We start from the raw sequence: 23,485 nt of genomic DNA, 5'->3' as shown, positions 1-23,485 counted from the left end.
TGTGGACAGGATCCGCACAGGCACCCCCCAAGCCAGAACCATCATGTGAGCAAACCCCGTCGGCGAGGAACCAGGTCCGCGAAAGCGGCGCCGGTTCAGGCACAAAGCGGTGCGTCAGCCGCGCAGGGCCTGAACTGCGGCGTCCAGCCGCTTGCCGAAGTCACCGTCCGCCTGGCGGAAGTTGTCGATCGCGCGCTCGGCGATGTCGTCGCGCGACACCCCGGCGATGCTGTCCGCCAGGTTGTTGATCAGGCGCTCCTTCTGGTCCTCGGACATCAGGCGGTAGAGGTTGCCCGCCTGGACGAAGTCGTCGTCCTCGGCGTGCACCGGCGCCGGGTGGTTGCCCGTGCCGGCCGTGAAGTCCGAGGTGGTGAACCACAGCGGCCGGTCCGTCTGGAACGGGCCGCCGAAGCTGTTCGGCTCGTAGTTCTTCGCGCCCTTGTGGCGGCCGTCGTACAGGTGGCCGTCACGGGAGTTGGTGGGCGCCTCGGTGGCGTGCGGACGGTTCACCGGCGGGCGGTCGGCGTTGATGCCGGCGCGGTAGCGGTGGGCGTCGCCGTAGGCGAAGAGGCGGCCCTGGAGCATCTTGTCCGGGGGCGGGCCGATGCCGGCACGAAGTACGCCGGGGAGAAGATCGACTGCACGACCTGGGCGAAGATGTTCTCCGGGTTGCGGTTGAGCTCCAGCTTCCCGATCTCGATCGGCGGGTAGTCCTCGTGCGGCCACACCTTGGTGAGGTCGAACGGGTTGAAGCGGTACGTCGCCGCATCCGCCGCCGGCATGACCTGCACCTGCACGGTCCATTCGAAAACTCGCCGCGCTCGATGGCCTCGCGCAGGTCACTCTGGTGCGAGTCGGGCTCCTTGCCCGCCAGGACCTCCGCCTCCTCGGCGGTCAGGTTCTTATGCCCTGGCCGCTCTTGAAGTGGTCTCTGACCCAAGAGGCCTTGTCGGCCTCGTTGTTCCACTGGAACGTGTGCGAGCCGTAGCCGTTCATGTGGCGGTAGGAGGCGGGGATGCCGCGGTCGCCGAACAGCCAGGTCACCTGGTGGGTGCTCTCCGGGCTGAGCCCCCAGAAGTCCCAGACGTTGTCGACTTCCGCGAGCCGGTGTACGGGTCGCGCTTCTGCGTGTGGATAAGTCGGGGAACTTGATGGCAGTCCTTGATCATGAACACCGGGGTGTTGTTGCCGACGAGGTCGTAGTTGCCCTCCTCGGTGTAGAACTTCAGCGCGAAGCCACGCGGGTCACGGACGGCGTCCCATCAGTGTTGCCATCTCAGTCTTGCCATTTCCGATGGGATCCCGCGTCGGTCGGCAGCGGCCCAGCACGATGTTGGTCTCCAGGTATTCCTGCATGCACTCGGGGCCCCATTCGCGGCCGTTGCCGGACTCCTTGCAGCCGGCCAAGGGAGCGGTCCAGTCGAAATCGGCGTCGTTGACGATCACGTAGCCGGCTTCGATACGGGAACCGACGTCGGCGGCGTCCGCCGGATCGCCGCCGGTGACGTAACCGGCAAGGCCGTACGGGATGTCGTTGGCGATCTCGACAGCCTCATCCACCGTGTCGTAGGTGATGATCGACATCACCGGCCCGAGGATCTCTTCTTGGGCGATGGTCATGTCGTTGGTGACCCCGGTGAAGACAGTGGGCTTGACGAAGTGCCCCTGCTCCAGGCCATGTGGCTTGCCGAGGCCACCCGTGACCAGGTGGGCTCCCTCATCCAGGCCGGCCTGGATGTAGTGCTGGACGGTCTGCCACTGCTCGGCGGAGATCAACGGGCCCATGTCGGTGTCGTCTGCGCGCGGGTCGCCGATCCTGATGGACTCGATCCGCGGGAGCAGCACGGACAGGAACTCCTCCAGCCGCTCGCGCGGCACCAGGGTCCTGCTCGGCGCACTGCAGATCTGGCCGGTGTTGGCCACCAGCCAGGTGAGCGCTGTGCCCGCCGCGACGTCCATGTCCGCATCGGGCATGATCACCTGCGGAGACCTGCCGCCGAGTTCGGTGGTCACGCGCTTGGCGCTCCGGCCGGCGGCGGCATTCACCTGGAGCGCGGTCTCTCCCGAGCCGGTGAAGGACACCAGGGCGACGTCGGAGTGCGACGCGAGTGCGGATCCGATCATCGATCCGCGACCGGTGACGAGGTTGAAGACGCCTGCGGGGACTCCGGCGGCCTCCAGGATCTCGGCCAGGACGACAGCCGAGTACGGGGCCAGCTGGGCCGGCTTGAGGACGACGGTGCAGCCCGCCGCGAGCGCCGAGGCGGTCTTGCCGGCCGGCTGGAGGGCGGGGAAGTTCCAAGGAGTGATCAGAGCGGCCACGCCGATGGGTTCCTTGCGGACGTGGGTAGTGCGGCGCTCTTCGGTAAACGCAAACGTCTTGAGCACCTGGGCGGCTGCCCGGAACTGGATGATTCCGGCGGCAACGTGCCTGGAGCGGGACAGCGGCAGCGGACAGCCCAGCTCTGCAGTGACAGCCTGGGCCATGTCCTCGGCGCGCTGCTCGTACTCGTCGGCGATCCGATCCAGCAGATCTATGCGCTCCTGGCGGGTGGTCCGCGAGAATGCGGGGAATGCGCGGCTGGCCGCGGCAACCGCCAGGTCGACGTCGGCCTCGCCACCGAGTGCCACCCGTCCGGACACCTCGCCGGTGGCAGGGTCGGTCAATTCGATGACCGTTCCGTCGAGGGGCTCGCGCCAGGCGCCGTCGATGTACAGCTCGGTGTACTCACGCATGGTGTCTCCGTTGGATGCGCAGTTCTTCGCCACACAGACGGCCATGTGGCGGAGGCGGCCTTTCGTGTGCGAAGGCTCCTTGCGGAATCCATCGTCGTGACGGAGAGACCTGGCATACAGGGAGATCTTTTCCTGGGAAGCTGTCCCTAGGAAAGCCAGTGCCAGGCACGCGCAGACCGCTTCCGAGCAGCTGGGTAGAGCTTCGTGGCCGCCTGTCGGCCTGGGTGTCACATCAGCCGTCCACCGGAGCCAGGCATCGAACGGGCCCTCCTTGTGTGGATTGCGCAGTGCTGGTGTGGGTGTGTCTCTGACGGATGCGCTGTCGTCGGATCGGCGGCCAGCTCCTCCATCGTCGTGAGCGCGCCGACCCGGATCGCCGAGTCGGTGTGCGTGATGCCGCCGAGGGGGAGGCGGGTGATGTCCATGAGCCGCTCCGGTCCGAGGACCCCGTCCTTCATGAGGTCCAGCTGCGTCGTGCCGCCGGCGAGGAACGGCGCGCGCGGATCGGCGCTGACCACGGCGACAGCCTGCTCGGCGTCGCTCGCTCGAACGTAGTCGAAGGGACGCGTGGATCAACCTTCCGCCGCAACGTCGCGGATCGCTGCGCGAATGTTCGGATAGGCGCCACAGCGGCAGACGTTGCCGCTCATGAACTCACGGATGCCCTCCTCCGAGTTCGCACGTCCCGCGCGAAGAGGTGGCCGACCCCACCGGCATCAGCGTGGACTACTACGTCCGCTTCGAGCAGGGCCCTTGCCCCAACGTGCCAGACGCGTTGTTGGACTCGGTCCACCACGGGCCAAGCTGTGTCGACGACCAGCAGATCAGCGCCGGACTACGCCTGCTGCTCCAGAACCTTTCCACCCTGGCGTTCGTCCTCGGACGGCTACTCGACCTCCTCGCCATGAACGAGCCCACGCACGCGCTGTTCCGCGGCGTGGGAGCCGGCGGAAACTACCTGGGCGGGCTGATCCTCGACGCTCCGGGCAAGGCACCGTACGCGAACTGGAATGTCGCAGCCCACGAGGCGATCGCCATGCTGCGCTTCGACGCCGCCCGCCATCCACACGATCCAGCCGTCGCCACGAGTGCCGTAAGAACGGCCACGTCTGCCTCCCGGAAGACCGGCTCCGTGGCCCACCCGCCGAGCAGCACCCGTTCCGCGTCAGCCGCGCCACGGCTGGTGCCTGCGCCGCCGAGCGCGAGCCGGGAGGCGCGAGCGGTGCCGCTGCCGACCTCGAGCGCGGCGGCGACCAACACCACTGACCTCGACTGACCGTGCCCCGGCCGGTGACACAGTGATCAACGGAAAATCGTCCTCACGGAGCCTTCGGGGCATGGTCGATCCGCTGGTTGTCGCGCTCTCATTGTTCAACAGCCCCAGATCCCTGGGGGAAATCCGCCCCAGCCGGGGCCTGGGGTAATGCGGGATGAGGGCCTTCCGGTCTCCGCTGCGATTGTGGCGATCCACGCTGCTCCAGAAGGCCCTCAGCCGTTTCGAGATGTCTCAGCGGAGATCCCTGTCGTCGATCTCCGTGGACGGAACACCCAGATGGTGATGTCCCAGGCCTCGGCCTGGCTCTGCTTCAGCATCTTCTCGATGAGCTCCGGTACGACGTTGCACAATTGCTCGTGTCGCTGGACAGGATCCGCACCATCGCGTGGATCATCTCGGTGGGGTCGAGGCGACCGTGGTCATTGCCGAGCAGCGAGTCGAACCCAGTCGGCACGCCGATCTCACGCAGAAACGATCAGTTAATCTGGATGCCGCCAACTGTCAGGAGACCTTTGCCTTCAGCACGGCAAGCAGGGTCAGGCGCGCTGTGGCGTTTCTGCCGCCTCTTTCGATCGAGGATTCGCCACCGGGTGCCCCGGCGGACGGCTGTCCGCTCGTACCGATGGGGAAAGCGAACCGCCCATGAGAAGAACCGTACGGAACGAGACATCCCTCGTTCCCAGGCGACTGTGGATTTCAGAGAGTACCCAGGGCCGGGTGACGCCGGCCGAGCTTTTCTTCGACTTGGTATTCGTCTTCGTCGTCACCCAGGTCACCCACTCGGTGGAGAGCCATCCCGGGTGGGAGGGCCTCCTCAAGGGACTGTTCCCGATGGTCATCGTGTGGTGGATGTTCAGCGGGTTCGGATGGCTCACCAACGCGGTGCGGCCCGACTCGGTGCAGGTGCGCCTGCTGCTGATGCTTGCCATGACCGGCTTCTTCATCATGGGGCTGGATATCCCCTACGCCTTCGCACCCGAGGGTTGGGCCTTCCCCTTGGCGTATCTGGCCGTCGTTGCCATCCACGGGATCGTCTATCTGACCGCCAATGTCCCGTCGGCGCGGCAGGCCATCCTGCGCAACATGCCGTTCAACGCCGCGGCCGGCATTCTCGTACTCGTCGCCCCACACCTGCCGGAAGCATGGGGCTGGGTGTGTTGGGCCGCCGCTGTACTGGTCCTGTACCTCTCGCCCTTCCTGGGCCGCATCCGCGGCTTCGTCCTCGAGCCGCATCACTTCGTGGAGCGGCATGCACTGCTGCTGATGGTGGTTCTGGGTGAGTCGGTGGTCGCCATCGGGTTCGGCGCCGAGGGATCGGAGAGCCACGCGGTGGATGCACCCCTGGCGCTCGGCGTGGTGTTGGGGATCGCCGTGGCGTCGGGCCTGTGGTGGGTGTACTTCGACGGGGACGAAAGCCGGGCCGACGCCGAGTTCGAGAAGGCCACCGAGCACCGTCGCCAAATGCTCGCCTACTACGCATTCACCGGCGCACACCTCGTGATGATCGTCGGCATCATTCTGGTCGCCGCGGGCATCACCGACGCCATCCACCACTTCGACGGTCATGCGCACCGGTGGTGGCTGGGCTGCGGCACAGCGCTGTTCCTCCTGGGCCACGCGGCCTACCGGGGCCTGCTGGGAAGCGGACGGATCGCCGACCGCGTCGTCGGGGCGGTATGCGCGGTGCCGCTGGGAGCGACGGCGTCCATCGCCGGTTGGATCGGTATGACCTTGGTTGTGGTCGTCCTGACGGCCATCGCCACCGTCGACCACCGCCTGGCGTCACAAAGGACCCAAGCCTCTCAGACGACCCTGAGTACTGGCTGACACATCGACTACGTCGGCAACCCCCCGCCTTCACCGCCACGAGAGAGGTCCGCGACGGGATCCTCCACCACGAGCACCTCACCCTCTACCGGACGCCCGGAGCGCCAGCGCGCACTGCCTCGGCGTGCCGCGGCAAGTTGAAGGATCCGCTGTGGCGCTGCAGCTGGACGCCGGAATGCGACTTGGGCTGCAGTCGGTGCTCTGCTCAAGGAGCGACCCCGTGTGCCCGTCCTGCGGCTGCGGCAGTCTGTACACCGCGGCCGGGCACCCGGCTGGCGACGAGAGCCACCCGGGCTGAGGAGAGAGGTACGGCGTCGACCCAGTCGCCGCCGGAGCCCGCCTACACGTACTCGTGCGCCACATCCAGGGCGTGGTCAGGGGGAAGTCCGCCCGGACGCAGGGCGTGCCGCAGTGCGACCAGGGAATTGCCCTCACGCAGGTATCGGCGGGCATTGTCCAGGCATGCGGCGGTGCGCAGGGCGAGCTCTCCCGCCAGGGTCAGATCGTCACGTTCGAACGGCCTGCGCTCCCCCAGCGAGAGAACGTGGCGAGCCCGATAGCCCGGTGCTGGGTGACCAGCGGTACGAGCATCAGCGAGTGAACCTCTTCCCTGCGCGCCCGCAAGCTGCGCAACGTCCGCTGTCCACCAGGGCTCAGCGGATCGACGATGCGCGGCTGAAGGGCTGCCAGGGCCTCGGCAGCGGTCACCAGCGGGAGGGCTCCGTCCTGGTCGTCGGCCGCCGTTCCGGGGGCCTCGTCGTCCCGGGAGCGGGGAAGCTGCCCGACGGAGCACGGTGTCGCGGTGTACGGGACCGGGTTCGAGGTCCCCTCTCCCGCAAGCACCGGCCCCAGTACCTCCACCGCCATGCAGTCGGCCAGCCCGGGCACGGACCCCTCCGCCAGGCCCCGGGCGGTGTCGAGCACATCGAGGGTGGCCCCGATCCGTGTGCCGGCCCGGGCAAGCGCCTTCAGCCGCTGGGCCTTGTTCTCCCCCTGGGCTCCATCGTGGGAGCCACTGCGCTTGGCGGCGTGAGAGCACCCGTAGTCATCAGCTTCCACTCGCCTCAGAACTCGGTACGCCCTCAGTGTCCTCCGAGACGCTCGCGCACGGTATTCGGAGCCACTTGCTGGCCGTGGACTCGTTGAGCTGCTCAACCAAGTCTGAGGGGCGCGATTCCTCACCGATCTGCTGGGTGCCCTCATAGGGCAGGGGGAAGGCGGGAAGCAGGCAGCGGGGGACGTTGCCGAACATCTGCCGGCTGCCCAGGATCAGGGCGCAGGTGAGGAGCGTGTCGACGAACGGCGTTGGGGAGCAGGATGTCGCACACCCCTGCTGCCCCAAGTGTTTCGGCCTGGCCGTCCCGCTGATGCGTTACGCCCCGTCCTTGGATTCCGTCGCCGAAGGCGCTGCCCCGGGCCGCCGGGAGGATCCTGCCGCCTCCGTCGACAGGGCGGGGAGCTCGGTAGCGGCCCAGCCCGCCAGGAAGGTGAGGGCCTGCGCGCTCGGCGAGTGCGGTTCCGCCGTGTAGACGAGCAGGCTCTGGTCCGTGGAGCCCCGCATATCCAGCACCTGGAAGTCCAGGCTCAGTCCTCCAGCGATCGCGTGGACGAACTCCTTGCGGCCATGCCGCTGGGCCCGCACCCTGTGGTCGGACCACCATCGGCGGAAGTCGGGGTCCTTCAAGGACAGTTCCCCGACGAGACGGGCGAGTTCGGGATCGTTCGGGTATCGGCCGGCGTCCATGCGGAGGTAGGCGACACACTCCTGGGCCACTTGCTCCCAGTTCGCGTACAGCCCCCGGACCTCGGGATCGAGGAAGGTGAGCCATATGTGGTTGCGCCGCTTGGCCGGCAGCCTGGAGTAGTCGGTGAACAGCGCGGCGCTCAGTTTGTTCCACGCCAGGATGTCCATACGGCGTCCGAGCACGAGTGCCGGAACATTCACCATGCTGTCCAGCAGTACCTGGGTTGCCTGCGACACCTGCTGATTTCTCGGTGTGACCGGCTTCGCCCGGTCGGAGATGCCGGCTTCGGCCGCACACCGCAGCAGGTATTCCTCCTCGTCGGGCCGCAGCTCGAGGGCCCGGGCCAGGGCCGTGAGGATGGCGGGGGACGCGGACTTCACGCGGCCTTGTTCCAGCCGCACGATGTAGTCCACGCTGACGCCGGCCAGCGAGGCGAGTTCCTCACGCCGCAATCCCGGCACCCGGCGGTGCCCGGACGTGGGCAGCCCCACCTGCTCCGCACTGACCCGGGCGCGGCATGCGCGCAGGTATGCACCGAGTTCTGTCACGGCAGCCTCCTTCTCGTGTGACTCATGCGATTCATACGGCGGGTCAGTTGGTGACCTTCGAGTCGTCATGGTCCGTGGACAGGGCGAGCTCCCGCCAGGTGTCGGTCTCCTCGCGAAGCTGGGCGATCTTACGGTCCATGGCCGACGCGCAGTCGCTGCCGAGCTGGGCACGCAGCGGCGGGTTGGCGGCGTCGGCCAGGGCGAGGATGGCCGTGGCTCCCTTGACCGGGTCACCGGGCTGGGCGTGGTTGAGCCCGGGGACGGCCTGGCGCACCGCGCCGGCGGTATCGGCGTAGTCGGAGATGATCCGGCCCTCTGTGAGCAGACTCGTGGCGTCGAGGAAGTCGGTGCGGAAGTATCCCGGCTCGACAATCGTGACCTGGATCCCCAGCGGCGCCAGCTCGGCGCGCATCGCCTCGGACAGGCCCTCCACGGCGAACTTGGTCGAGCAGTAGACGCCGAAACCCGCCACGCTCTCGAAGCCCCCGATGGAACTCAGGTTGAGAACGCGGCCCGACCTCTGCCGGCGCATGACCGGCAGCACGGCGCGGGTGACGTTGGCCAGACCGAAGACGTTGGTGTCGTAGACCGAGCGGAACGCGGCATCGGAGGTTTCCTCCACCGCGCCCAGCACACCGCGTCCTGCGTTGTTGACGAGGATGTCGATCGTCCCGAACCTCTCCACGGCTGCCTCGACAGCCTCACGAGCCTGCGCCTCGTCGGTGACGTCCAGGGCCACGGCCAGCACGCTGTCCCCGTACTGCGAGAGCGCATCCTGTACGCCCTGCGGATTGCGGGCCGTCGCCACGACCTTGTCGCCCCGCTCCAGTGCCTGGCGCGCGATCTCCAGGCCGAAACCGCGGGACGCACCAGTGATGAACCAAGTGGCCATGCCACTACCTCTCATTCGTTCGATTCTAGGAAAATCGGGTTGGACGTAGCTATTGCTTCCGGAGCTCGGCCCGGCCCGAGCGGACAGCAATGACCCCTGCTGCTACGGCCAGCAGTGCCACGAGCAGTCCGAACCCCGAGAAGGCGGCCGCGACGCCGAACCGGGAAGCAGCGGCGCCCAGAACGACCACCGGCACACTCACCGCCAGGTAGGCCAGGGCGAAGAATCCCGGCAGGAGCTGGGGGTAGCCCTTGGCGATCATCGCCGCCGTCACGGTGCTCGTGGACCCCATGAAGGTCAGGCCGAAGCCCGCACCGGTGATCGCCGCACCGAAGAAGAACAACTGGGCGTGGGCGGTGTCGTAGCCGATCACGGACACCCCGACCCCGGCGACGAGCAGCGCGCACCCCGTCACCGATGCCGCCCGGTCCCCGAGCCTGCGCAACAGCATCGGAGCGATGCCGCCGCAGCCCTGCACCACGAGGATGACCAGCGAGGACAGTGCCCTGTCGGTGGTGTGCAGCAGGCCGGCGACCAGGTCGACCCCCAGTGCCAGGTACAGGCCGACGACCGCCCAGCCGGCTGTCACGATGGGGGCCACCCGGAGCAGGATCCCCCGTGGCTCCGCACCCAGCCGCAGGACCCGGGGGCGCCAGGGCCTGAGCCGTGCGGGCGCGATCTGCCAGGCGGGAATCGCCCGCACCAGGGCAAGTGCACCGACGGACAGGACGGTCAGCACGACGAACGGGGTGACCAGCGGTGCGGGAGCGAACTGAACGGCGAGGCCGGAGAACACCGCGCCCAGCGCGATGCCTGTCGAGGTCGCCGCGCTGTTGGCCGCCGCCGCGGCCCGGTGGCTGCGGTCCCGGTGAAGGTCGGCCAGGGCCGAGCCCGCGCTGCTGGTGAGCAACCCGACCCCGACGCCCTGGATCATGCGGGCCAGGCACAGCGCCCACGCCCCCGTGGCAAGCAGGAACGTCAGAAAGCTGACGACGACAGTGGCCAGCGCCATCACGATCGTCCGCTGAGTACCCAGGTGCTCGCTCAGGTCCCCGGCGACCAACAGGGTCAGGATCGCGCCAACGGCGTAGCAGGCGTAGACGACCGTCGAAGTGGTCGTTCCGAAGTGCCATTGCTGCTGGTAGAGACCGTACAGCGGAGACGGCGCGCTGCTGGCGGCCATGACCACGAAGACGATCGCGACCACGGTCTTGAAGTGCCAGGGGCGGTGTTGCCGGTGATGCTGGGCGATAGGGCGCCGGTGCCCCCGGAGCTCGGGGGCAGCCAACCTGTGGGCGATCATCAGTCTTGCCATCTTTCGACGGGAATCCGGGCGTCGGCGGCAGAGGTGGCTTTCCTCTGCGAAGGGCGCCTTGCGGGATCCATCGTCGTGGCGGAGTGCCTGCGCATACAGGGAGGCCTTTTCCTGGGCAGCCGTCCCTAGGAAAGCCAGTACCAGGCAGATGAGCAGGCTGCTCCAGGGCTACCCGCCGAGCATCCCCGGTTTCCGCAGCTCCTGGCGCAGCACCAGGGGCAGCGCCTCGGCGTAGAAATCCGCCACATGGCTCTCGTCGCGGTAGACGAACATGTCGCCTACGACCCGGGGGCACCAGAGCCTGGGCGCTGTGGCAGGAGCGTGTGGAAGCGCTGGAAGCCTTGGACGGGTGGTGGAACGTGCCCTGGCCGACGCAGTGGCAGCGCTCGTACTACCGGGACCGCGATCATGCCGTGGTGCACGGGCCGCCGGATGCGGCCGTGGGTCTACGGCTGCTGTGGAGGGATGCGGCGGACGGGCGGATGCGCGACACCGCCGGGGTGGGGCGCTGGATGTACCTCGAAGAAGACCGGAACGCCGACGAGACCGCTGCCTTCGAGGCGCGGTACGGGTCTCCCGGGGTGGCGGATGAAGTCACGGGGCTTGTGAGGGTGAGACCGTCCAAGCACGACGGCAGCCACTCCGACGGTGACACGCTCGGACGGTATGCAGCTGCCATCGGGGCGGCCGCGGCGATTGACTCCCCGCCGCGCTCGGCGGCGCTCAGTTCCACGGGCACAGCGACGCCACACGGACATAGCAGGAGGACGGCCGATCCTTGGGGACGGTGAATGAGGAGGCAGCACCCGCCCTCGAATCCTGCGACGGCACCTCGGCCAGCGCCCCTTTGAGGGCGCTGGGTGGCGGCATTGAGGCGTCAGGTCAGTTCGAGTCCGCCGTCGATGGTGAGGACCTGCCCGGTGAGCCAGGCGGTGTGGGGGCCTGCGAGCCGCAGGATCCATGCGGCGATCTCAGCGGGATCACCGCGGCGGCCCAGCGGGATTCGTGCGGCCTCGTCGGCTTTGATCTGGTTGATGGCCGTGTCCGGGAGACCGGCGGCGATCAAGGCTTCGCTTTCGGTCGGCCCGGGGGCCACTGCGTTGACCCGGATACCGTCAGACGCCAGCTCCAAGGCCCAGCTGCGGGTGAGTTGTTCGAGTGCGGCTTTGGATGCGCCGTAGTGACCGGCACCGGCCGCAGGTCGGTGCCCGAAGGTGCTGGAGACGTTGACGATCGCCCCGCGGGAGGCTTTGAGATACGGCAAGGCCGCGTTTGCCAGCAGGCTGGGCGCGACGACGTTGACGGCCAGCAGTTGGGTGATACGGGGCGCTGTGGCCTGCTCCAGCGGCATCGCGGCGAACGCGCCGGCGTTGTTGACCAGTACATCGATGCGACCCCATCGGCCGAGGGCGGCATGTACAACCGCCTCGGGTGCGTCGTCCTGGGTGACATCGACGGGAAACGACACGATGGATGGATGCTGGGCGGCGCTCTCCGCGAGGGCGTCTGGCCGGCGGCCGACCCCCAGAACGTGAGCGCCCGCGTCGGCGAACGTGGCTGCGGTCGCGCGTCCGATCCCCGATCCGGCTCCGGTCACGATCACGACCTGGTCAGCGAAGGGACTGTTCTTCGGCTCTGGTACGGACACAGCAAACCCCAATGTTCGATGTTCGTCGAATGTCGTTTGAAGTTAACATGTGGCTATGAGAGACCCGCAACACCCCGACCCCGGCGACATCACGCTCACCCGCGTGCTCGCCGCGCTCAGCGACCCGATCCGGCTCGGTCTCGTGCGGCTACTGGCTGATGGCCGGGAACGCGGCTGGGGGGAACTGCGTGCACCCGTTGGTAAATCCACCTTGAGTCACCACCTGAAAGTCCTGCGAGAGGCGGGCATCACCCGCACCCGCCAGGAAGGCACCCGCTGCTTCGTCCAGCTGCGCCGCACAGACCTCGACACCCGGTTCCCGCACCTGATGGCAGCACTGCTCTCCGTGGCGGCCGCCGACGGTATCGGCGAAGACGTCACCGCGGCCACGTGACGGTGACTTGGCGCCTGGCGCGTCGCCGCCGGGCCCTGGCTTTCGGGCGGCCGCCCGAGCGCGAGCTGCGCGAAATCATGAACGCGATCTTGTACGTGGATCGCACCGGGGTACAGTGGCGCTACCTGCCGCACGACTTCCCGCCCTGAGAAACCGTCTACGGCTACTTCGCCAAGTGGCAAAAGGACGGTGTGTTCGCCCAGCTCAACGGTCTACTGCGGGAGCTGGTGCGGCAGAAGGAGGGCCGCACCGCCCAGCCCTCGGCGTGTGTCATCGACGCGCAGAGCGTGAAGACCTCCACCAGCGTCCCGGCCGCCGGGCAGGGGGACGGACGCGGCGAAGAAGATCGTGGGCCGCAAGCGGAGCATCGTCACCGACACCCTCGGACTGCTGCTGGCGGTGCTGGTCACTGCGGCGAGCGTGCAGGACTCCGACGCCGGCCGGACCCTCGTCGAACACGCCGCCGCGGAGCATCCCAGCGTCCGCAAGACCTGGGTCGACGGCGGCTACCGCCGGCACCTCGTCGAACACGCCGCCGCCCTCGGCATCAACATGGAAATCGTCACCCCAGGAATCAGCGAATTCGCCGCGCCGCCGAAACGCTGGACAGTAGAGCGGACCTACGGATGGCTGACCCGCCAGGCCGAAGATCAGGTCGGGTTCAGTGGTGCTATGCCGGTGCCCGCGTACAGCGCGGGTTCCAGCGACAGGACAGTGAGCGGTTCCCCCGCCTTCACCGCCTGCCAGGCGATCGCTGCCGCGTGCGCCACAGACCAGTCGACGTTTCTCCAGTCCATCGCATCCACCGCGTGCGACGCGGTGAACGGCACGTTCTCCGCGAACCGCAGGGACGCCGCGTGCTTGCCGGCACCGGCGACCTGTCGTTCGGCGGCCAGCATGGACAGCGACGGGATGATGACCCGGCCAGTGCCACGCGACGCCTGGATGTAGAGACCGGTGAAGAAGGGATCCGCACGGAACAGGGCGGCCAGAGCGGTGTGGTCCAGGACGGCCGTCAGGTTCATGCCCCGCCGCCGCCCTGATGGGCGCGGATCTTCGCCCAGGCGTCCTCGCCGGCCTGCTGGACCTGCTTGGTGTACTCGATGCCGAGCTCACGGGCAGCCTCAAAAGCCCGCTGCTCCCGCTCGGCCGCCGTAAGCTCCCGGGTAGCAAGGTCCTCTAGCAGCTCCGTGATGGTGGTGCCGCGCTCCTCCGCGAGGATGCGCAGCCGGTCGCGCACTGCCTCGCTTGTTTTGATGCTCGTCGGCTTGCTCATAGAGCTGATTCTACCGCCGGTAGACATGATGGGGATCACGTCTCCAACTGCTCCTTCGGCGCAGCCGGTGGCCCACCAGAGGCGGCCGGATGGTGGGGCGACTTCGAAACGGCACAGCTCCCCCACCGGCCTAGGGGCCAGATGCCACAGCTGACCCCGCCATGCGGCCGATTCCAGTCACAACCCTGTGCCTGGCCGAATCCAGTTCCATCCTGTCACCGCGGTGATCCTCTTCCTCCCCCAGGCGGAGGCCCTCACCCATGGCCCCGTCCGTTTGCGGTCACCTGGGCGGGGCCGCGCCGCCCCTCCCGGCCTCCCCACGGGCGGACCAACGGCTGCGCAGACTCCGCACCATGTGCACCCTTCTACACGCTTACCCCCGCCTATGCGGCGTTTGGCCCGCTCGACCTGGCGCAGCAGCAGGTCCGCGAACTGGACGATCTCTGCTGCCTCATCTTCTCCCCTCTGCTGCGCCGCATCCGTGCTACCGCAGGACCGGGAGAGATCAACGCAACCGACGCCTGGAGCTCAATGGGCGGCTTCCGGCTGGAGGCCACCGACGGCCCGCCCTGCCTCGAACTGGTCCGCCTTCATGGTGGCGGGCCGACCGGGCTCGGCTTCCGGAATGGGTGATCCGACAACCCTGCTCGCATAAGAACCTGGGTGACCGGTCGATCGGCGGCGTGACCAGACCCGCACCTCGTGCAGAGCCCGACCATGGACCCCAGCGGCGCGTCCGCGCATGAGCTGCAGGAGCCGAACGCACAAGGGCTCGCCCTGCGCGCCGACGACGTGTTCCACTCCTGGCCCGGTGGCGGCGGACCCGCTGCCGCGCGGCCCGCGCCTCGTGCTCCAGGCCGCTATGACGGCGGCCGCACCCCATAGCGCCCAAGGACAGCCGCTACTTGGACGGCTGTGCGACGCCGCTCGTACGCAGGACGGTGGTGCGGAACGATGTCACCAGGGGCCGCAGGTCGACCCGGTGCCACGCGGCCCACAGCTGGACGCTTGTCTCGTTCCAGGGAAGCTCGCGCACCGCGACCTCCTCAGTAGTGGCGCGGACCATGCTTTTTTGTACGAGTGCGAGTCCGAGCCCAGAAGCGACCAGGCCGAGCGCGGTCAGTGGCTCGGCTGCGTCGAAGCGGATGTCGGGTGTGAAGCCGGCTGCTGTGCATGAGGCGACGAACGTGTCCCGCCAGGCGGGGTCCTGAGCATTCTCGACGGCGATCCACGGCCGACCATCGAGGTCCCCGGGGGCCACTTTTTCCTGGTCGGCGAGTGGATGATCCGCGGGCAGAACGAGCAGGAGCGGGTCCTGGAGCAGGGGTGCGGCCAGTAGGTCAGGATCATCCGCGGACGGAGGTTCACGGACGAGCGCGATGTCGAGGCTGCGTTGCCGCAGGCCTTCGAACTGCTCGGCCGGCGGAAGGTTGTACAGAGCGATGTGAACGCCGGGGCGTTCGCTGTGCACAGCGCGTAGCGCGCCGGGCAGGATGCCGGTGTGCATGGCGTCCGCCACGTAGCCGATGCACAGGCCACCCTCGTCTCCACGGCCCAGCCGACGGCCCAGGTTCTCCAGGCGATCCGCATGCTGCAGCAGTGCGCGGGCTTCGGCCAGGAAGACCTTGCCGTCCCGAGTCAGCCGGATTCTTTGCTGGCCGCGCTCGAACAGGGTGAGGCCGAGATTCTGCTCGAGTTGAGCGATCTGCCGACTGAGCGGCGACTGGGACATGTGCAGGCGTTCGGCGGCTTGGCCGACGTGTTCGGTCTCGGCGACGGCTACGAAGTAGCGGAGTTGCCGCAGGTCAAGCATGTAAGACCTCTAGGGACTCAAGTGTGTCCAAGTAAGTCTTGGACAGTCTTAAGTGTAGATCCTAGCCTCGAACACGTCAGTCGACGGACCGCGCAAAAGGCGCGAAGAGAACACATCCGTCGCCGTTCGTACAGCAAGGATCCGCACCATGTCCATCAAGTCCTTCCTGCCCGGCCGCCTGGGCTTCGGCACCGCACCGCTGGGCAACATGTTCCGGGCCATACCCGACGAGGAGGCCGCGGCCACCGTGGACGCTGCCTGGGACAACGGCATCCGCTACTTCGACACCGCGCCCTTCTACGGCGCGGGGCTGTCCGAGATCCGGCTCGGAGAAGCGCTGGGTAGCCGCCCCCGCGAGGAGTTCGTCCTGAGCACGAAGGTCGGCCGCGTCATCCTCGACGACATCGAGGTCCCCTCCGCCCGCGACCTGGGCGAGAAGGGTGGACTGTTCGAACACGGACGGCCCAATAAGATCGTCAACGACTACTCGGCCGACGCCACCCTGCGCTCCGTCGAAGACAGCCTCAAGCGGCTGAGGACAGACCGCCTCGACATCGTGTGGGTACACGACGTCGCACAGGACTTCTACGGCGACGAGTGGCTCGCCGCCTACGAGACGGCCCGCACCGGCGCATTCCGGGTGCTGCAGAGGCTGCGCGACGAAGGCGTCATCAAGGCCTGGGGCCTTGGCGTCAACCGGGTCGAGCCCCTGGAGCTGACGCTGGACCTCGAGGAGCCCAAGCCGGACGCGTTCCTCCTCGCCGGCCGCTATACGCTGCTTGACCACGAGCGCGCCCAGCAGCGGCTGCTGCCGGCCGCGAAGGCCCAGAACGTCGACATCGTCGTCGGTGGACCGTACAGCTCCGGCGTGCTCGCCGGCGGACAGCACTTCGAGTACCAGCAGGCCCCCGCCTCGGTCATCACCAAGGTGGAGCGCATCAAGGCACTCGCAGGGCAGCACGGCGTGGGCATCAAGGCGGCAGCGCTGCAGTTCTCCCTTGCTCACCCCGCGGTCGCCGCGGCCATCCCCGGTGCCTCCCGGCCCAGCCGCATCGCTGAGGACGTCGCCGCACTCGGCGAGAAGGTCCCGGCGGACTTCTGGGCAGCTCTGCGCACGGAAGGGCTGATCGCTCAGGACGCCCCCGTACCCAGCGCCTGACCTCTACCTCACCCGAACAGGAGACGACCATGGCAACTACGACCGCAACCATCGACATCCCGGTGCCCGCCGACCGCGTCTGGCAGCTCATCGGCGGCTTCGACTCCCTGCCTGACTGGCTGCCCTACATTCCCGCGAGCACGCTCAGCGAAGGCGGCCGCGTCCGCAGCCTCTCGAACGAGGATGGCGGCGTCATCGTCGAACGCCTCGAAGCGTTCGACAACCAGGCGCGCACGTACAGCTACTCCATTCTGCAGGCCCCATTCCCTGTCACCGGCTACCGCTCCACCCTCACCGTGCACGAGAAGCCCGGCAGGCACAGCCGTGTGGAGTGGTCCGGCACCTTCACACCGGCCGGTACGAGCGAAGAAGAAGCGATCGCTCTGTTCCACGGCATCTACACCGAAGGGCTGGCCGCACTGAAGAAGACACTCAAGGCATGAACGCGATCACCTGATGCCCGGTGGGGCCGTCCGGCTCCGGCAAGCAGTCCGTCCGGCGTCAACCGGCCGTGTTCGAGGGGATGCAGCTTTCGGCCGCTGCCTGTCGCACCGGCCCTGTCCAGCTGAAGCTGCGGGTTCCCCACAGGCAACCTGCTGGCCACCGCCCCTGTCGGCCCATTCACCGATCCGCTCGCGCTGCGGCCAAGGCGGCGCAGACCCGCAAGCCGCACGGCGACAAGAGCTACGACTCATGACGGCGTGCGGCGTTGGCTGCGGTCAAGGAACGTCCCTCAACGCCCTGGATGACCAAGGAGTGCCAGTCATGGCAACGACGACACCTGCAGCGGTGAGCCACGCCGCCCGCGGCGTCGGGCCGAGTGAACGTGCCTGGCTGGTCGGGCAGGAGATGGCCCTGACTCTGGACGCCGCGCCGGTCAGCGCGTCCCGCGCCCGCCACGCATCAAGAGATGCGCTGGTCGGCTGGGGTGTGCAGGGGGACGCCGTTCACGACGTCCTCCTCATGCTGGACGAGCTGGTCACCAACGCCGTCGAACACGGCCGCGGCCCCGTGCCTGCGCCTGCCCCTGTACCGTCGGAACACCCTCGGCTGCGAGGTCGGCGACGTCGGGGGCGAGCTGCCCCATCGCAGGAATCGAGGCCCCGCAGCGGAGTCAGGCCGGGGACTGCTCCTCGTGCACGCGCTTGCCGACGCCACCGGGGTCCGCCCCACCAGCACGGGCAAGGTCGTTTGGTTCCGCCGCCGGGTGCCGCCGCCGGCCTGACAGCCACCCGTCCCCGCTCGAAACCAGCGACGGGACACCAGGACGGTTTTCACACCCGCAGTGGCCGGGCACTGCAGGCTCTGCACGCCCTGCCAGTATTCGGTGGGCACGACGACAACGGCCTCCATGCAGTGAGGCAGCTGCGCCTGACCGCCGCGGCCTGCGCAAGCAACGGCTCAAAGGCCGCACAGGCACTCCGGGAGAACGGGCAAGGTCCACCCATGGCACTGCGTTGCGCGAAGCGCTCGGAAGGGGAAAGCGGAAAGCGGGGTGCCCGCGGCGGAGAACGCCCGCGACGCCTACAACTGCTTAAACACCACCGATACAACAAGGAGACCGACATGACCAGTCCTTCGACTCAGCCCAGCCACCGCACCCCCCAAGAGGTCTTCGCCGACCACGGGCGCCGACTCGGCACGGGAAATCTGGACAGCATCAGTGCCAACTACGCGCGCGATGCAGTCTTCATTACCCCCCAGGGCATCCTGCGGGGGAAGGAAGGCGTCAAGAAAGGCATCGGCGCGCTGTTGGCCGATCTGCCCGATGCCAACTGGGAGTTGAAGCCGCAGTTCGCCGGTGAGGTGCTCTTCCTGGAGTGGTCGGCTACCGGCCCCACGGCGCGCGTGAGGGACGGCGTCGACACCTTCGTCTTCCGACATGGCCTCATCCAGGCGCAGACCGTCCGCTACACCCTGGTCACCGGCGACTGACCAGCAGTTTGTCAGGCCACCGAGTCCGGTCACCGCTGTACCGACGGCCGAGCGGCGCTGCCGATGCTGGATCCTGCCACCCACTGGCCGCTCCTCCCTCACAGCACAGCGGACGCATTCCCGAAGGACTGCGCCGCTCCGCGAACAGCACCGTCCACTCCGTGACCGGCTGGCCTCCGAGCATCACCCGGTGGAGGCGCAGCCGCCTTGCCGAGTTCACGGTCCCTCCCCCACGCCTCCCCGCGCCCCCTCGCGGCCGGCGTGCGACTGCGCCCAGCCAGGGCGCAGCTCCACTTGCCGCACAGGCACACACCCGTCCGCTCCGCTGGATCACCTGGGTCCCGAACTCACGGGCGGCCCTCAGCCGGAGCCGCGGGCGGTCGAGGCCCAACCCCGCCTTGCTTTCGGTGTCGGAAGGCAGGGCGGCGTGGCCTGTTCGACGAAGCCGGGCACCAGCCGAGGTTCCTCATCCCGAAGCGCCGACGCACTGCAAATGTGAGTCTCTACCAAGTCGTATACGAACTGTAGACACCCCTTGCCGCCTGGGCCGGCGCATACCCCACCTACCACCGCACCATAGCCACACCGGCTCAAACCGACCAAGCTGCATTAGAATGCGGCGGCTCGTCGGCCCAGGACGGGCTCGGCCAGGAGTCTCGCCGGGCCACACAGGGTCTGGCCGTACCGGGCGAAAAGCTCGTCTCGGGAGTCAAAGCGCCCAAGATCCGTGAGCAGGTACGCCGAGAGATCGCACGAATCCGACGCGGGGCAGGCCGTGACCCCGTCCCAGTCGACGCTCGTCCTGGACAGCGCCTCGAAGAGCGTCTCCGGACCTGCGTTCGTAAAGCCGTAACGGATCCGTCCACGCGGCTCGCCGGCAGCGCCGAAGAGCTCGGACACCGGCAGCCAGGGTGCGGCGGTCTGATCGGCCTCCGCCAGCCCGCCGATGCGGAACTCAGGCCAGGCCAGCACCACCTGGTCGGGGACGAACCGGCGCAGCCGGGGGAAGCGCGGGTACCAGAATGTGCCGTCCACGACCAGGCCACGCACCCGGGAGGGAATGCCCCACGCCCGGGCAACCGCTTCCAGTACGGCCATCCGCTGACTGCAGGAGCCGCGGCCGAGCCGCAAAACCTGGGATACCGGTCGCGCCTCCTCCACCGAATACACGGGGCGAATCTCTTCGGAGATCCACCGGTGTGCGTGGCGGAGAGCCGCCACCTTCACCGCGGGCCCATCCCCCTCCTGGGCCGCCATGGCGATACTGCGCGTGACAGCGTGGACCCGCGGATGTCCCCAGTCGAGAATTGGCGTCGGCGCTGTTCCTCCGCGCGCGCCGCGGCCGTCGGCCACGGCCTGTCGAGCCCGCCCACACGGCGTCGGTAGCGTACTCACCATGACCGGCTCCTCCTGCCCCGATTGCGGACCAGCCTCCCAGATTTTTTGAACACGTTCAAGTGCGCCCCAAGCACCAGCACTGGCGACGCGGTATCGAGGCCGCCGTGATCTACCACCGACTCCACGGCGGCCTGCGCGTGCCGTTCACGTACCGCGTCCCCGAAGCCGGTAGCCAGGAGGCGGAAGCCGAGGCGTGGCCGGCCCCGCTCGCCGCGTTCCCACTGGGACAATGGACCGCTGACGCAGGCGTTTCTACGCCCGCGGGAACATGGCTGCCGGCCGCGCCCGGCAGTTGGAGAAGCTCGAACGCGAGGGGCACCTGCGCGTGCCGCGCAAACACGTCGAGACGATCGTCATCAGGGGCGACGGAGACGACAGCCGCAGCGGCGATGGCCAGGAAGAACGCCAGGCCAATTTGGGTGCCTGGACCAGCAACCAGCGGAGCAGGGCAGCCACGCTCTCCCCGGGACGGATCGAGCAGCTCTCCGCCATCGGCATGCGCTGGACGCAAGTGGGGGAGGGCAACTTCCGTTGCCGAGCTGTGCTCGCCAGGTGGCTTTCCCCTGCTGCACGCACGGCCCGGTCCAGGAAGACATACACGTCAGGTGCGGTCAGGCCTGTTCAAGACGTCTGAGTGCCGTTTTCGCGAGCAGTGTCTTCTGTCTGCTCGTCTCGCCGTTCCTCGTGCTGGGGCGGCTGTTGCTCGTCGGGCTGCGCTTGTTCTTCCTCGAGGTGCTTGCGTACGTCCTCCGGCTTGTCCCCTACCTGTTCCATGACATGTCTCCGATCCGCGCGTGCGGCCCCGTCCGTGAACAGAGGCGGCGACGCCGCCCTATGGCCAGCTTGACACGGGCTGCTGACAGTGGCCTGCGGAGGAGACTGGTGCGGAGGTCATGCCGTCTGCGGCTGGCACGCCCCCGCACGTTTGCTCGCTGCGCCCTTGCAACGCCAACGTGATAAGTCCGGGCCGGCCCACCCGCCTCTGATCACAACGCCCGCTCCTGAACAGCAACAGACCGGTACCACGCGGTCACAGCGAACAGATCACCCTCACCGGCGAGGAACCGGTGGCCGTGAAACCGGGCGCATGGGTCTCTCCCCCCGAGCCAGGCGGGACAAGCCCGCCCGAGCGGCTGAGCGCTGCGGGAGCTCATCCGTGGAGTGGGCACAGGACTTGGCGGGAGGACTGCCGCATGGGCGCCCGGAGGCCATCAGGGCTGCTCGGGCGCCGCCTGCCGGAAGCCGGTGGGCGGTGTGTCGGGGAGCAGGCGCGCGAGGTCGAAGGTGTCGGGGTGCACGTCGGCGGCCAGAAGCAGCAGTCGCCGCGGCTGCCGGCCAAGGCCCGTCACGGTCGTCCGGCGGTCCGGTCCGCTCACGGGGGCGGGGGCGAAGAGGAGGTGGAGGCCGGCGACGTCCATGAACGGTGCGTGGGTCAGGTCCCACAGCAGGTCGGTCACGTGTGCCGGTAGTGCGTCGGTGGCGGCGCGCAGCGGGGGCAGGGTGTCGAAGTCGATGTCCCCGCGCAGTGTGATGCGTGCGGACGTTCCGTCGATGACGGTGGTGATGTTCATGCCGGGGCGCGGCCCCCCTCCCGGGGGTTGATGAGCCCAAAGGCGAAGCACCCCCGGAGGAGAGGGGGGCTGCGACGATGGCCGGGGGGCCAGGTGCCCGGGATGGGGGCAACGCCCGGCTCCCCGAAAGACCGGCACCCGCCGGGGGCCGGCCGGTCTCGTTGTCTGCCCACCGTCGCACACCCCAGCCCCCATCCGCGACCCCCCACAAGAAGGAACGGCCTGCGAAACCCGCACCCACCAAGTCCAACGCCACCCAGAGAAGATCGACGGCGCCATGCTCGAAGCGCGGCACGCGTTGGCGCACTCGTCGAGGCAGAAGACGACGTCAGGTTCGCCGTCCCTTGGGCATGACCTCGCCGTCGGCGATCCCGTAGAGGTGCTCGATGCGGGCTTTCTTGGCTGCGCAGTCGGGGTCACGGAAGGTCTTCCAGGTCTTTATGCGCTGAAAGGGACACGCCCTCCTCGGGGAGCAGGGCCCGAAGGCCTTCGTTGGCCACCCCCTCGGCAACCGGGAAGTCGGACGGCTTGGCCAGGCTCCAGCTCGAAACGGCAGGCCGTGCTCGGCCGACTTGGACTTGGCGCTTTCTTTGATCCCCCCGGCGTTCCGGGAGGGCGAAGGTTCTCGGCCGGCCGCCCTTGCACTACGGGCAGAGCGCCTCGGAACCGTCGGTGTTGAAGCCCGGACTCGGTCCGGACTGGTGAACGTCACCTCGGCAATCTTCGCCACGGGCATGCCCTGCGCGGATGACAGCACCATCTGGACCCGCCGCCAGGTCACCACCGAACCGGTGCCTCTGCGGACGATCCGCAGCAGCCGCCCGCCCTCGTCGTCGTCAACCCCGGACCCGGATCCGCACACGTTAAGCCACATGATCATTCTGGCTGGCTCCCGGATTGTAGCGGCTGCCGACGGGAGGCAGGGTGGATTTGAGACTGTTCGGGCGAAGCCGAGGCACACGGCCTGTCACGGATGAGGGCTGTGGCTTGTCCTCACGCGAAGCAAGTTGTGTCAGCCGGGAACCGACCAACTTGGTTCGCCGCCGAACGAGTGGGTCGAGACACCCGTCTTGAATGCGGTGGCCGACACAAGATCGCCCATTGCGGGCAGGCTTACGGAGGTGCGCTACATGTCAGAGAAGAAGCCGGAGCACGGGACCGCCCACGAGGGCTCCTTGCCCTCCGAAGTCAAGCTGCTGCAGGAAGTCACTCCGCCCTTCTTTCCCGAAGGTGGTTCGGGAATGACCATCCTCGTCGACTGGCCTCCCGGTCACCCAGGGCTCCCTCCGCATCGCCACTCCGGCCCGGCCTTCGGCTACGTGATGGAGGGCGCGCTCCGGTTCGAGCTCGAGGGTGAGCCGGAGCGTGTGGTCGAGGCCGGTGGGACGTTCTGGGAGCCAGGCGGTGACGTGATCCACTACCAGGACGGCAACGCCCTGCCGGACGCACCGACCAAGTTCCTGGTGACCATGGTGTGCGCACCGGGTCAGCCGATGCTCACGTTGGTCGACGAGGAGGAGCTGAAGGAACGGGCGCACCTGCGCGCCCCGCGTCCCTCGGAAGGCTGACCCGCGAAATCGACAAGGGTGCGGAGTCCGGAACACCGATCCCTGCCGACTCATGGTGACGCACCGCCTGTGCCAGCACCCGAGCGGGGCGTCACATCACAACAGGGCAAATGTTGCCTCATATGGCACTAGCGTGTCAGGGCACAGACCGCACACGGCGCGCGCGATTGCGCAGCTCCGACCTCGGTCATGCCGCCTCCACCGCACTCTGCCCGAGGCCGGAAGCGCCATGGCCGCTCGCTCGTGGGCAGCATGCAATGCGCCCAGGCGCGATGGAGCAGGAGTTCGGCCGTACGACTTCGGCACCGCGGCTGCGACATCGAGGGCACACCTCGTACACCGCGTCGCCTGCGCCACCGCCTCCGATGAGCGCTCCAGTCGGCG

Annotated in this window: 20 protein-coding genes and 6 pseudogenes; 10 read left to right on the top strand and 16 right to left on the bottom strand. The window is 68.2% G+C overall.

What is annotated here, in order from left to right; genetic code table 11:
- Positions 1-114: 114 nt before the first annotated feature.
- The 6 genes and pseudogenes from ACIHAR_RS29455 to ACIHAR_RS29430 form a co-directional block, all read right to left on the bottom strand.
- Positions 115-276 (bottom strand): catalase-related domain-containing protein, encoded by a 162-nt coding sequence (locus ACIHAR_RS29455; RefSeq protein ID WP_400022628.1) that lies wholly within the window; start codon positions 274-276, stop codon positions 115-117.
- A 189-nt stretch (positions 277-465) separates the two neighbouring features.
- A pseudogene (locus ACIHAR_RS29450) lies at positions 466-782 on the bottom strand (catalase); the annotation flags it as partial.
- A gap of 112 nt (positions 783-894) precedes the next feature.
- Positions 895-1,229: pseudogene (locus tag ACIHAR_RS29445) on the bottom strand (catalase).
- Between the two features lie 16 nt (positions 1,230-1,245).
- Entirely contained in the window at positions 1,246-2,736 is a 1,491-nt protein-coding gene (locus tag ACIHAR_RS29440) for an aldehyde dehydrogenase family protein (RefSeq protein ID WP_400022593.1), read from the bottom strand.
- 227 nt (positions 2,737-2,963) lie between these two features.
- Positions 2,964-3,287 (bottom strand): annotated as a pseudogene (locus ACIHAR_RS29435) (FAD binding domain-containing protein); the annotation flags it as partial.
- Between the two features lie 21 nt (positions 3,288-3,308).
- Positions 3,309-3,407, bottom strand: a pseudogene (locus tag ACIHAR_RS29430) (2Fe-2S iron-sulfur cluster-binding protein); the annotation flags it as partial.
- 26 nt (positions 3,408-3,433) lie between these two features.
- Here ACIHAR_RS29430 and ACIHAR_RS29425 point away from each other — a divergent pair.
- The gene (locus tag ACIHAR_RS29425; RefSeq protein ID WP_400022592.1) at positions 3,434-4,012 is read left to right on the top strand and encodes a hypothetical protein; all 579 of its coding nucleotides are present in this window, start codon (positions 3,434-3,436) and stop codon (positions 4,010-4,012) included.
- Between the two features lie 717 nt (positions 4,013-4,729).
- On the top strand, positions 4,730-5,839 hold the full coding sequence (locus ACIHAR_RS29420) for a low temperature requirement protein A (protein ID WP_400022591.1): 1,110 nt from the start codon (positions 4,730-4,732) through the stop codon (positions 5,837-5,839).
- Positions 5,840-6,337: 498 nt separating this feature from the next.
- On the opposite strand, the gene ACIHAR_RS29415 is transcribed toward ACIHAR_RS29420, so the two are convergent.
- The 4 genes from ACIHAR_RS29415 to ACIHAR_RS29400 form a co-directional block, all read right to left on the bottom strand.
- On the bottom strand, positions 6,338-6,898 hold the full coding sequence (locus ACIHAR_RS29415; RefSeq protein ID WP_400022590.1) for a hypothetical protein: 561 nt from the start codon (positions 6,896-6,898) through the stop codon (positions 6,338-6,340).
- A gap of 313 nt (positions 6,899-7,211) precedes the next feature.
- The gene (locus tag ACIHAR_RS29410; RefSeq protein WP_400022589.1) at positions 7,212-8,132 is read right to left on the bottom strand and encodes a helix-turn-helix domain-containing protein; all 921 of its coding nucleotides are present in this window, start codon (positions 8,130-8,132) and stop codon (positions 7,212-7,214) included.
- Positions 8,133-8,175: 43 nt separating this feature from the next.
- A complete protein-coding gene (locus ACIHAR_RS29405) occupies positions 8,176-9,024 on the bottom strand; it encodes an oxidoreductase (RefSeq protein ID WP_400022588.1) in 849 nt (282 codons plus the stop codon).
- A 49-nt stretch (positions 9,025-9,073) separates the two neighbouring features.
- Entirely contained in the window at positions 9,074-10,339 is a 1,266-nt protein-coding gene (locus ACIHAR_RS29400) for an MFS transporter (RefSeq protein WP_400022587.1), read from the bottom strand.
- 323 nt (positions 10,340-10,662) lie between these two features.
- Here ACIHAR_RS29400 and ACIHAR_RS29395 point away from each other — a divergent pair, with 323 nt between their 5' ends.
- Positions 10,663-11,130 carry a DUF6584 family protein gene (locus ACIHAR_RS29395; protein WP_400022586.1) on the top strand — a complete coding sequence of 156 codons (468 nt, stop codon included), beginning with the start codon at positions 10,663-10,665 and terminating at the stop codon, positions 11,128-11,130.
- An 86-nt stretch (positions 11,131-11,216) separates the two neighbouring features.
- Here the strand turns inward: ACIHAR_RS29395 and ACIHAR_RS29390 are convergent, their stop codons facing one another.
- Positions 11,217-11,987: an SDR family NAD(P)-dependent oxidoreductase gene (locus ACIHAR_RS29390; protein WP_400022585.1), complete on the bottom strand. Its 771-nt coding sequence runs from the start codon at positions 11,985-11,987 to the stop codon at positions 11,217-11,219.
- Between the two features lie 55 nt (positions 11,988-12,042).
- Between ACIHAR_RS29390 and ACIHAR_RS29385 the strand changes: the two genes are divergently transcribed.
- On the top strand, positions 12,043-12,381 hold the full coding sequence (locus ACIHAR_RS29385; protein WP_400022584.1) for an ArsR/SmtB family transcription factor: 339 nt from the start codon (positions 12,043-12,045) through the stop codon (positions 12,379-12,381).
- Positions 12,378-13,014 (top strand): annotated as a pseudogene (locus ACIHAR_RS29380) (IS5 family transposase); the annotation flags it as partial. The gene ACIHAR_RS29385 and the pseudogene ACIHAR_RS29380, both read left to right, overlap by 4 nt.
- A 388-nt stretch (positions 13,015-13,402) precedes the next feature.
- Here the strand turns inward: ACIHAR_RS29380 and ACIHAR_RS29375 are convergent.
- The gene (locus tag ACIHAR_RS29375; RefSeq protein ID WP_400022583.1) at positions 13,403-13,657 is read right to left on the bottom strand and encodes a hypothetical protein; all 255 of its coding nucleotides are present in this window, start codon (positions 13,655-13,657) and stop codon (positions 13,403-13,405) included.
- Between the two features lie 901 nt (positions 13,658-14,558).
- Entirely contained in the window at positions 14,559-15,470 is a 912-nt protein-coding gene (locus ACIHAR_RS29370; protein WP_400022582.1) for a LysR substrate-binding domain-containing protein, read from the bottom strand.
- Between the two features lie 148 nt (positions 15,471-15,618).
- Here ACIHAR_RS29370 and ACIHAR_RS29365 point away from each other — a divergent pair, with 148 nt between their 5' ends.
- The 3 genes from ACIHAR_RS29365 to ACIHAR_RS29355 all read left to right on the top strand — a co-directional run bounded on the left by ACIHAR_RS29365 (position 15,619) and on the right by ACIHAR_RS29355 (position 18,564).
- Positions 15,619-16,629: an aldo/keto reductase gene (locus ACIHAR_RS29365; RefSeq protein WP_400022581.1), complete on the top strand. Its 1,011-nt coding sequence runs from the start codon at positions 15,619-15,621 to the stop codon at positions 16,627-16,629.
- A 29-nt stretch (positions 16,630-16,658) separates the two neighbouring features.
- Positions 16,659-17,072: an SRPBCC family protein gene (locus ACIHAR_RS29360; protein ID WP_365471110.1), complete on the top strand. Its 414-nt coding sequence runs from the start codon at positions 16,659-16,661 to the stop codon at positions 17,070-17,072.
- A 1,123-nt stretch (positions 17,073-18,195) separates the two neighbouring features.
- Positions 18,196-18,564: a nuclear transport factor 2 family protein gene (locus ACIHAR_RS29355; protein WP_400022580.1), complete on the top strand. Its 369-nt coding sequence runs from the start codon at positions 18,196-18,198 to the stop codon at positions 18,562-18,564.
- Between the two features lie 609 nt (positions 18,565-19,173).
- Here the strand turns inward: ACIHAR_RS29355 and ACIHAR_RS29350 are convergent.
- Positions 19,174-19,821 (bottom strand): transglutaminase domain-containing protein, encoded by a 648-nt coding sequence (locus ACIHAR_RS29350; protein ID WP_400022579.1) that lies wholly within the window; start codon positions 19,819-19,821, stop codon positions 19,174-19,176.
- A 409-nt stretch (positions 19,822-20,230) separates the two neighbouring features.
- Here ACIHAR_RS29350 and ACIHAR_RS29345 point away from each other — a divergent pair, with 409 nt between their 5' ends.
- Positions 20,231-20,596, top strand: coding sequence for a helicase associated domain-containing protein (locus tag ACIHAR_RS29345; RefSeq protein ID WP_400022578.1), 366 nt, complete (start codon positions 20,231-20,233; stop codon positions 20,594-20,596).
- Positions 20,597-21,173: 577 nt separating this feature from the next.
- On the opposite strand, the gene ACIHAR_RS29340 is transcribed toward ACIHAR_RS29345, so the two are convergent.
- Entirely contained in the window at positions 21,174-21,533 is a 360-nt protein-coding gene (locus ACIHAR_RS29340; protein ID WP_365471104.1) for an STAS domain-containing protein, read from the bottom strand.
- 306 nt (positions 21,534-21,839) lie between these two features.
- Positions 21,840-22,407 (bottom strand): annotated as a pseudogene (locus ACIHAR_RS29335) (transposase); the annotation flags it as partial.
- Between the two features lie 256 nt (positions 22,408-22,663).
- Here ACIHAR_RS29335 and ACIHAR_RS29330 point away from each other — a divergent pair.
- On the top strand, positions 22,664-23,101 hold the full coding sequence (locus ACIHAR_RS29330) for a cupin domain-containing protein (RefSeq protein WP_365471101.1): 438 nt from the start codon (positions 22,664-22,666) through the stop codon (positions 23,099-23,101).
- The last annotated feature ends 384 nt before the right edge of the window (positions 23,102-23,485 follow it).

Origin of the sequence: Streptomyces sp. NPDC052016 (genome assembly GCF_044548445.1) — a bacterium.
In the GTDB taxonomy this organism is placed as follows: domain Bacteria; phylum Actinomycetota; class Actinomycetes; order Streptomycetales; family Streptomycetaceae; genus Streptomyces.
The sequence above is the reverse complement of the archived record's forward strand: the minus strand, read 5'-3'. Positions and strand labels throughout refer to the sequence as shown.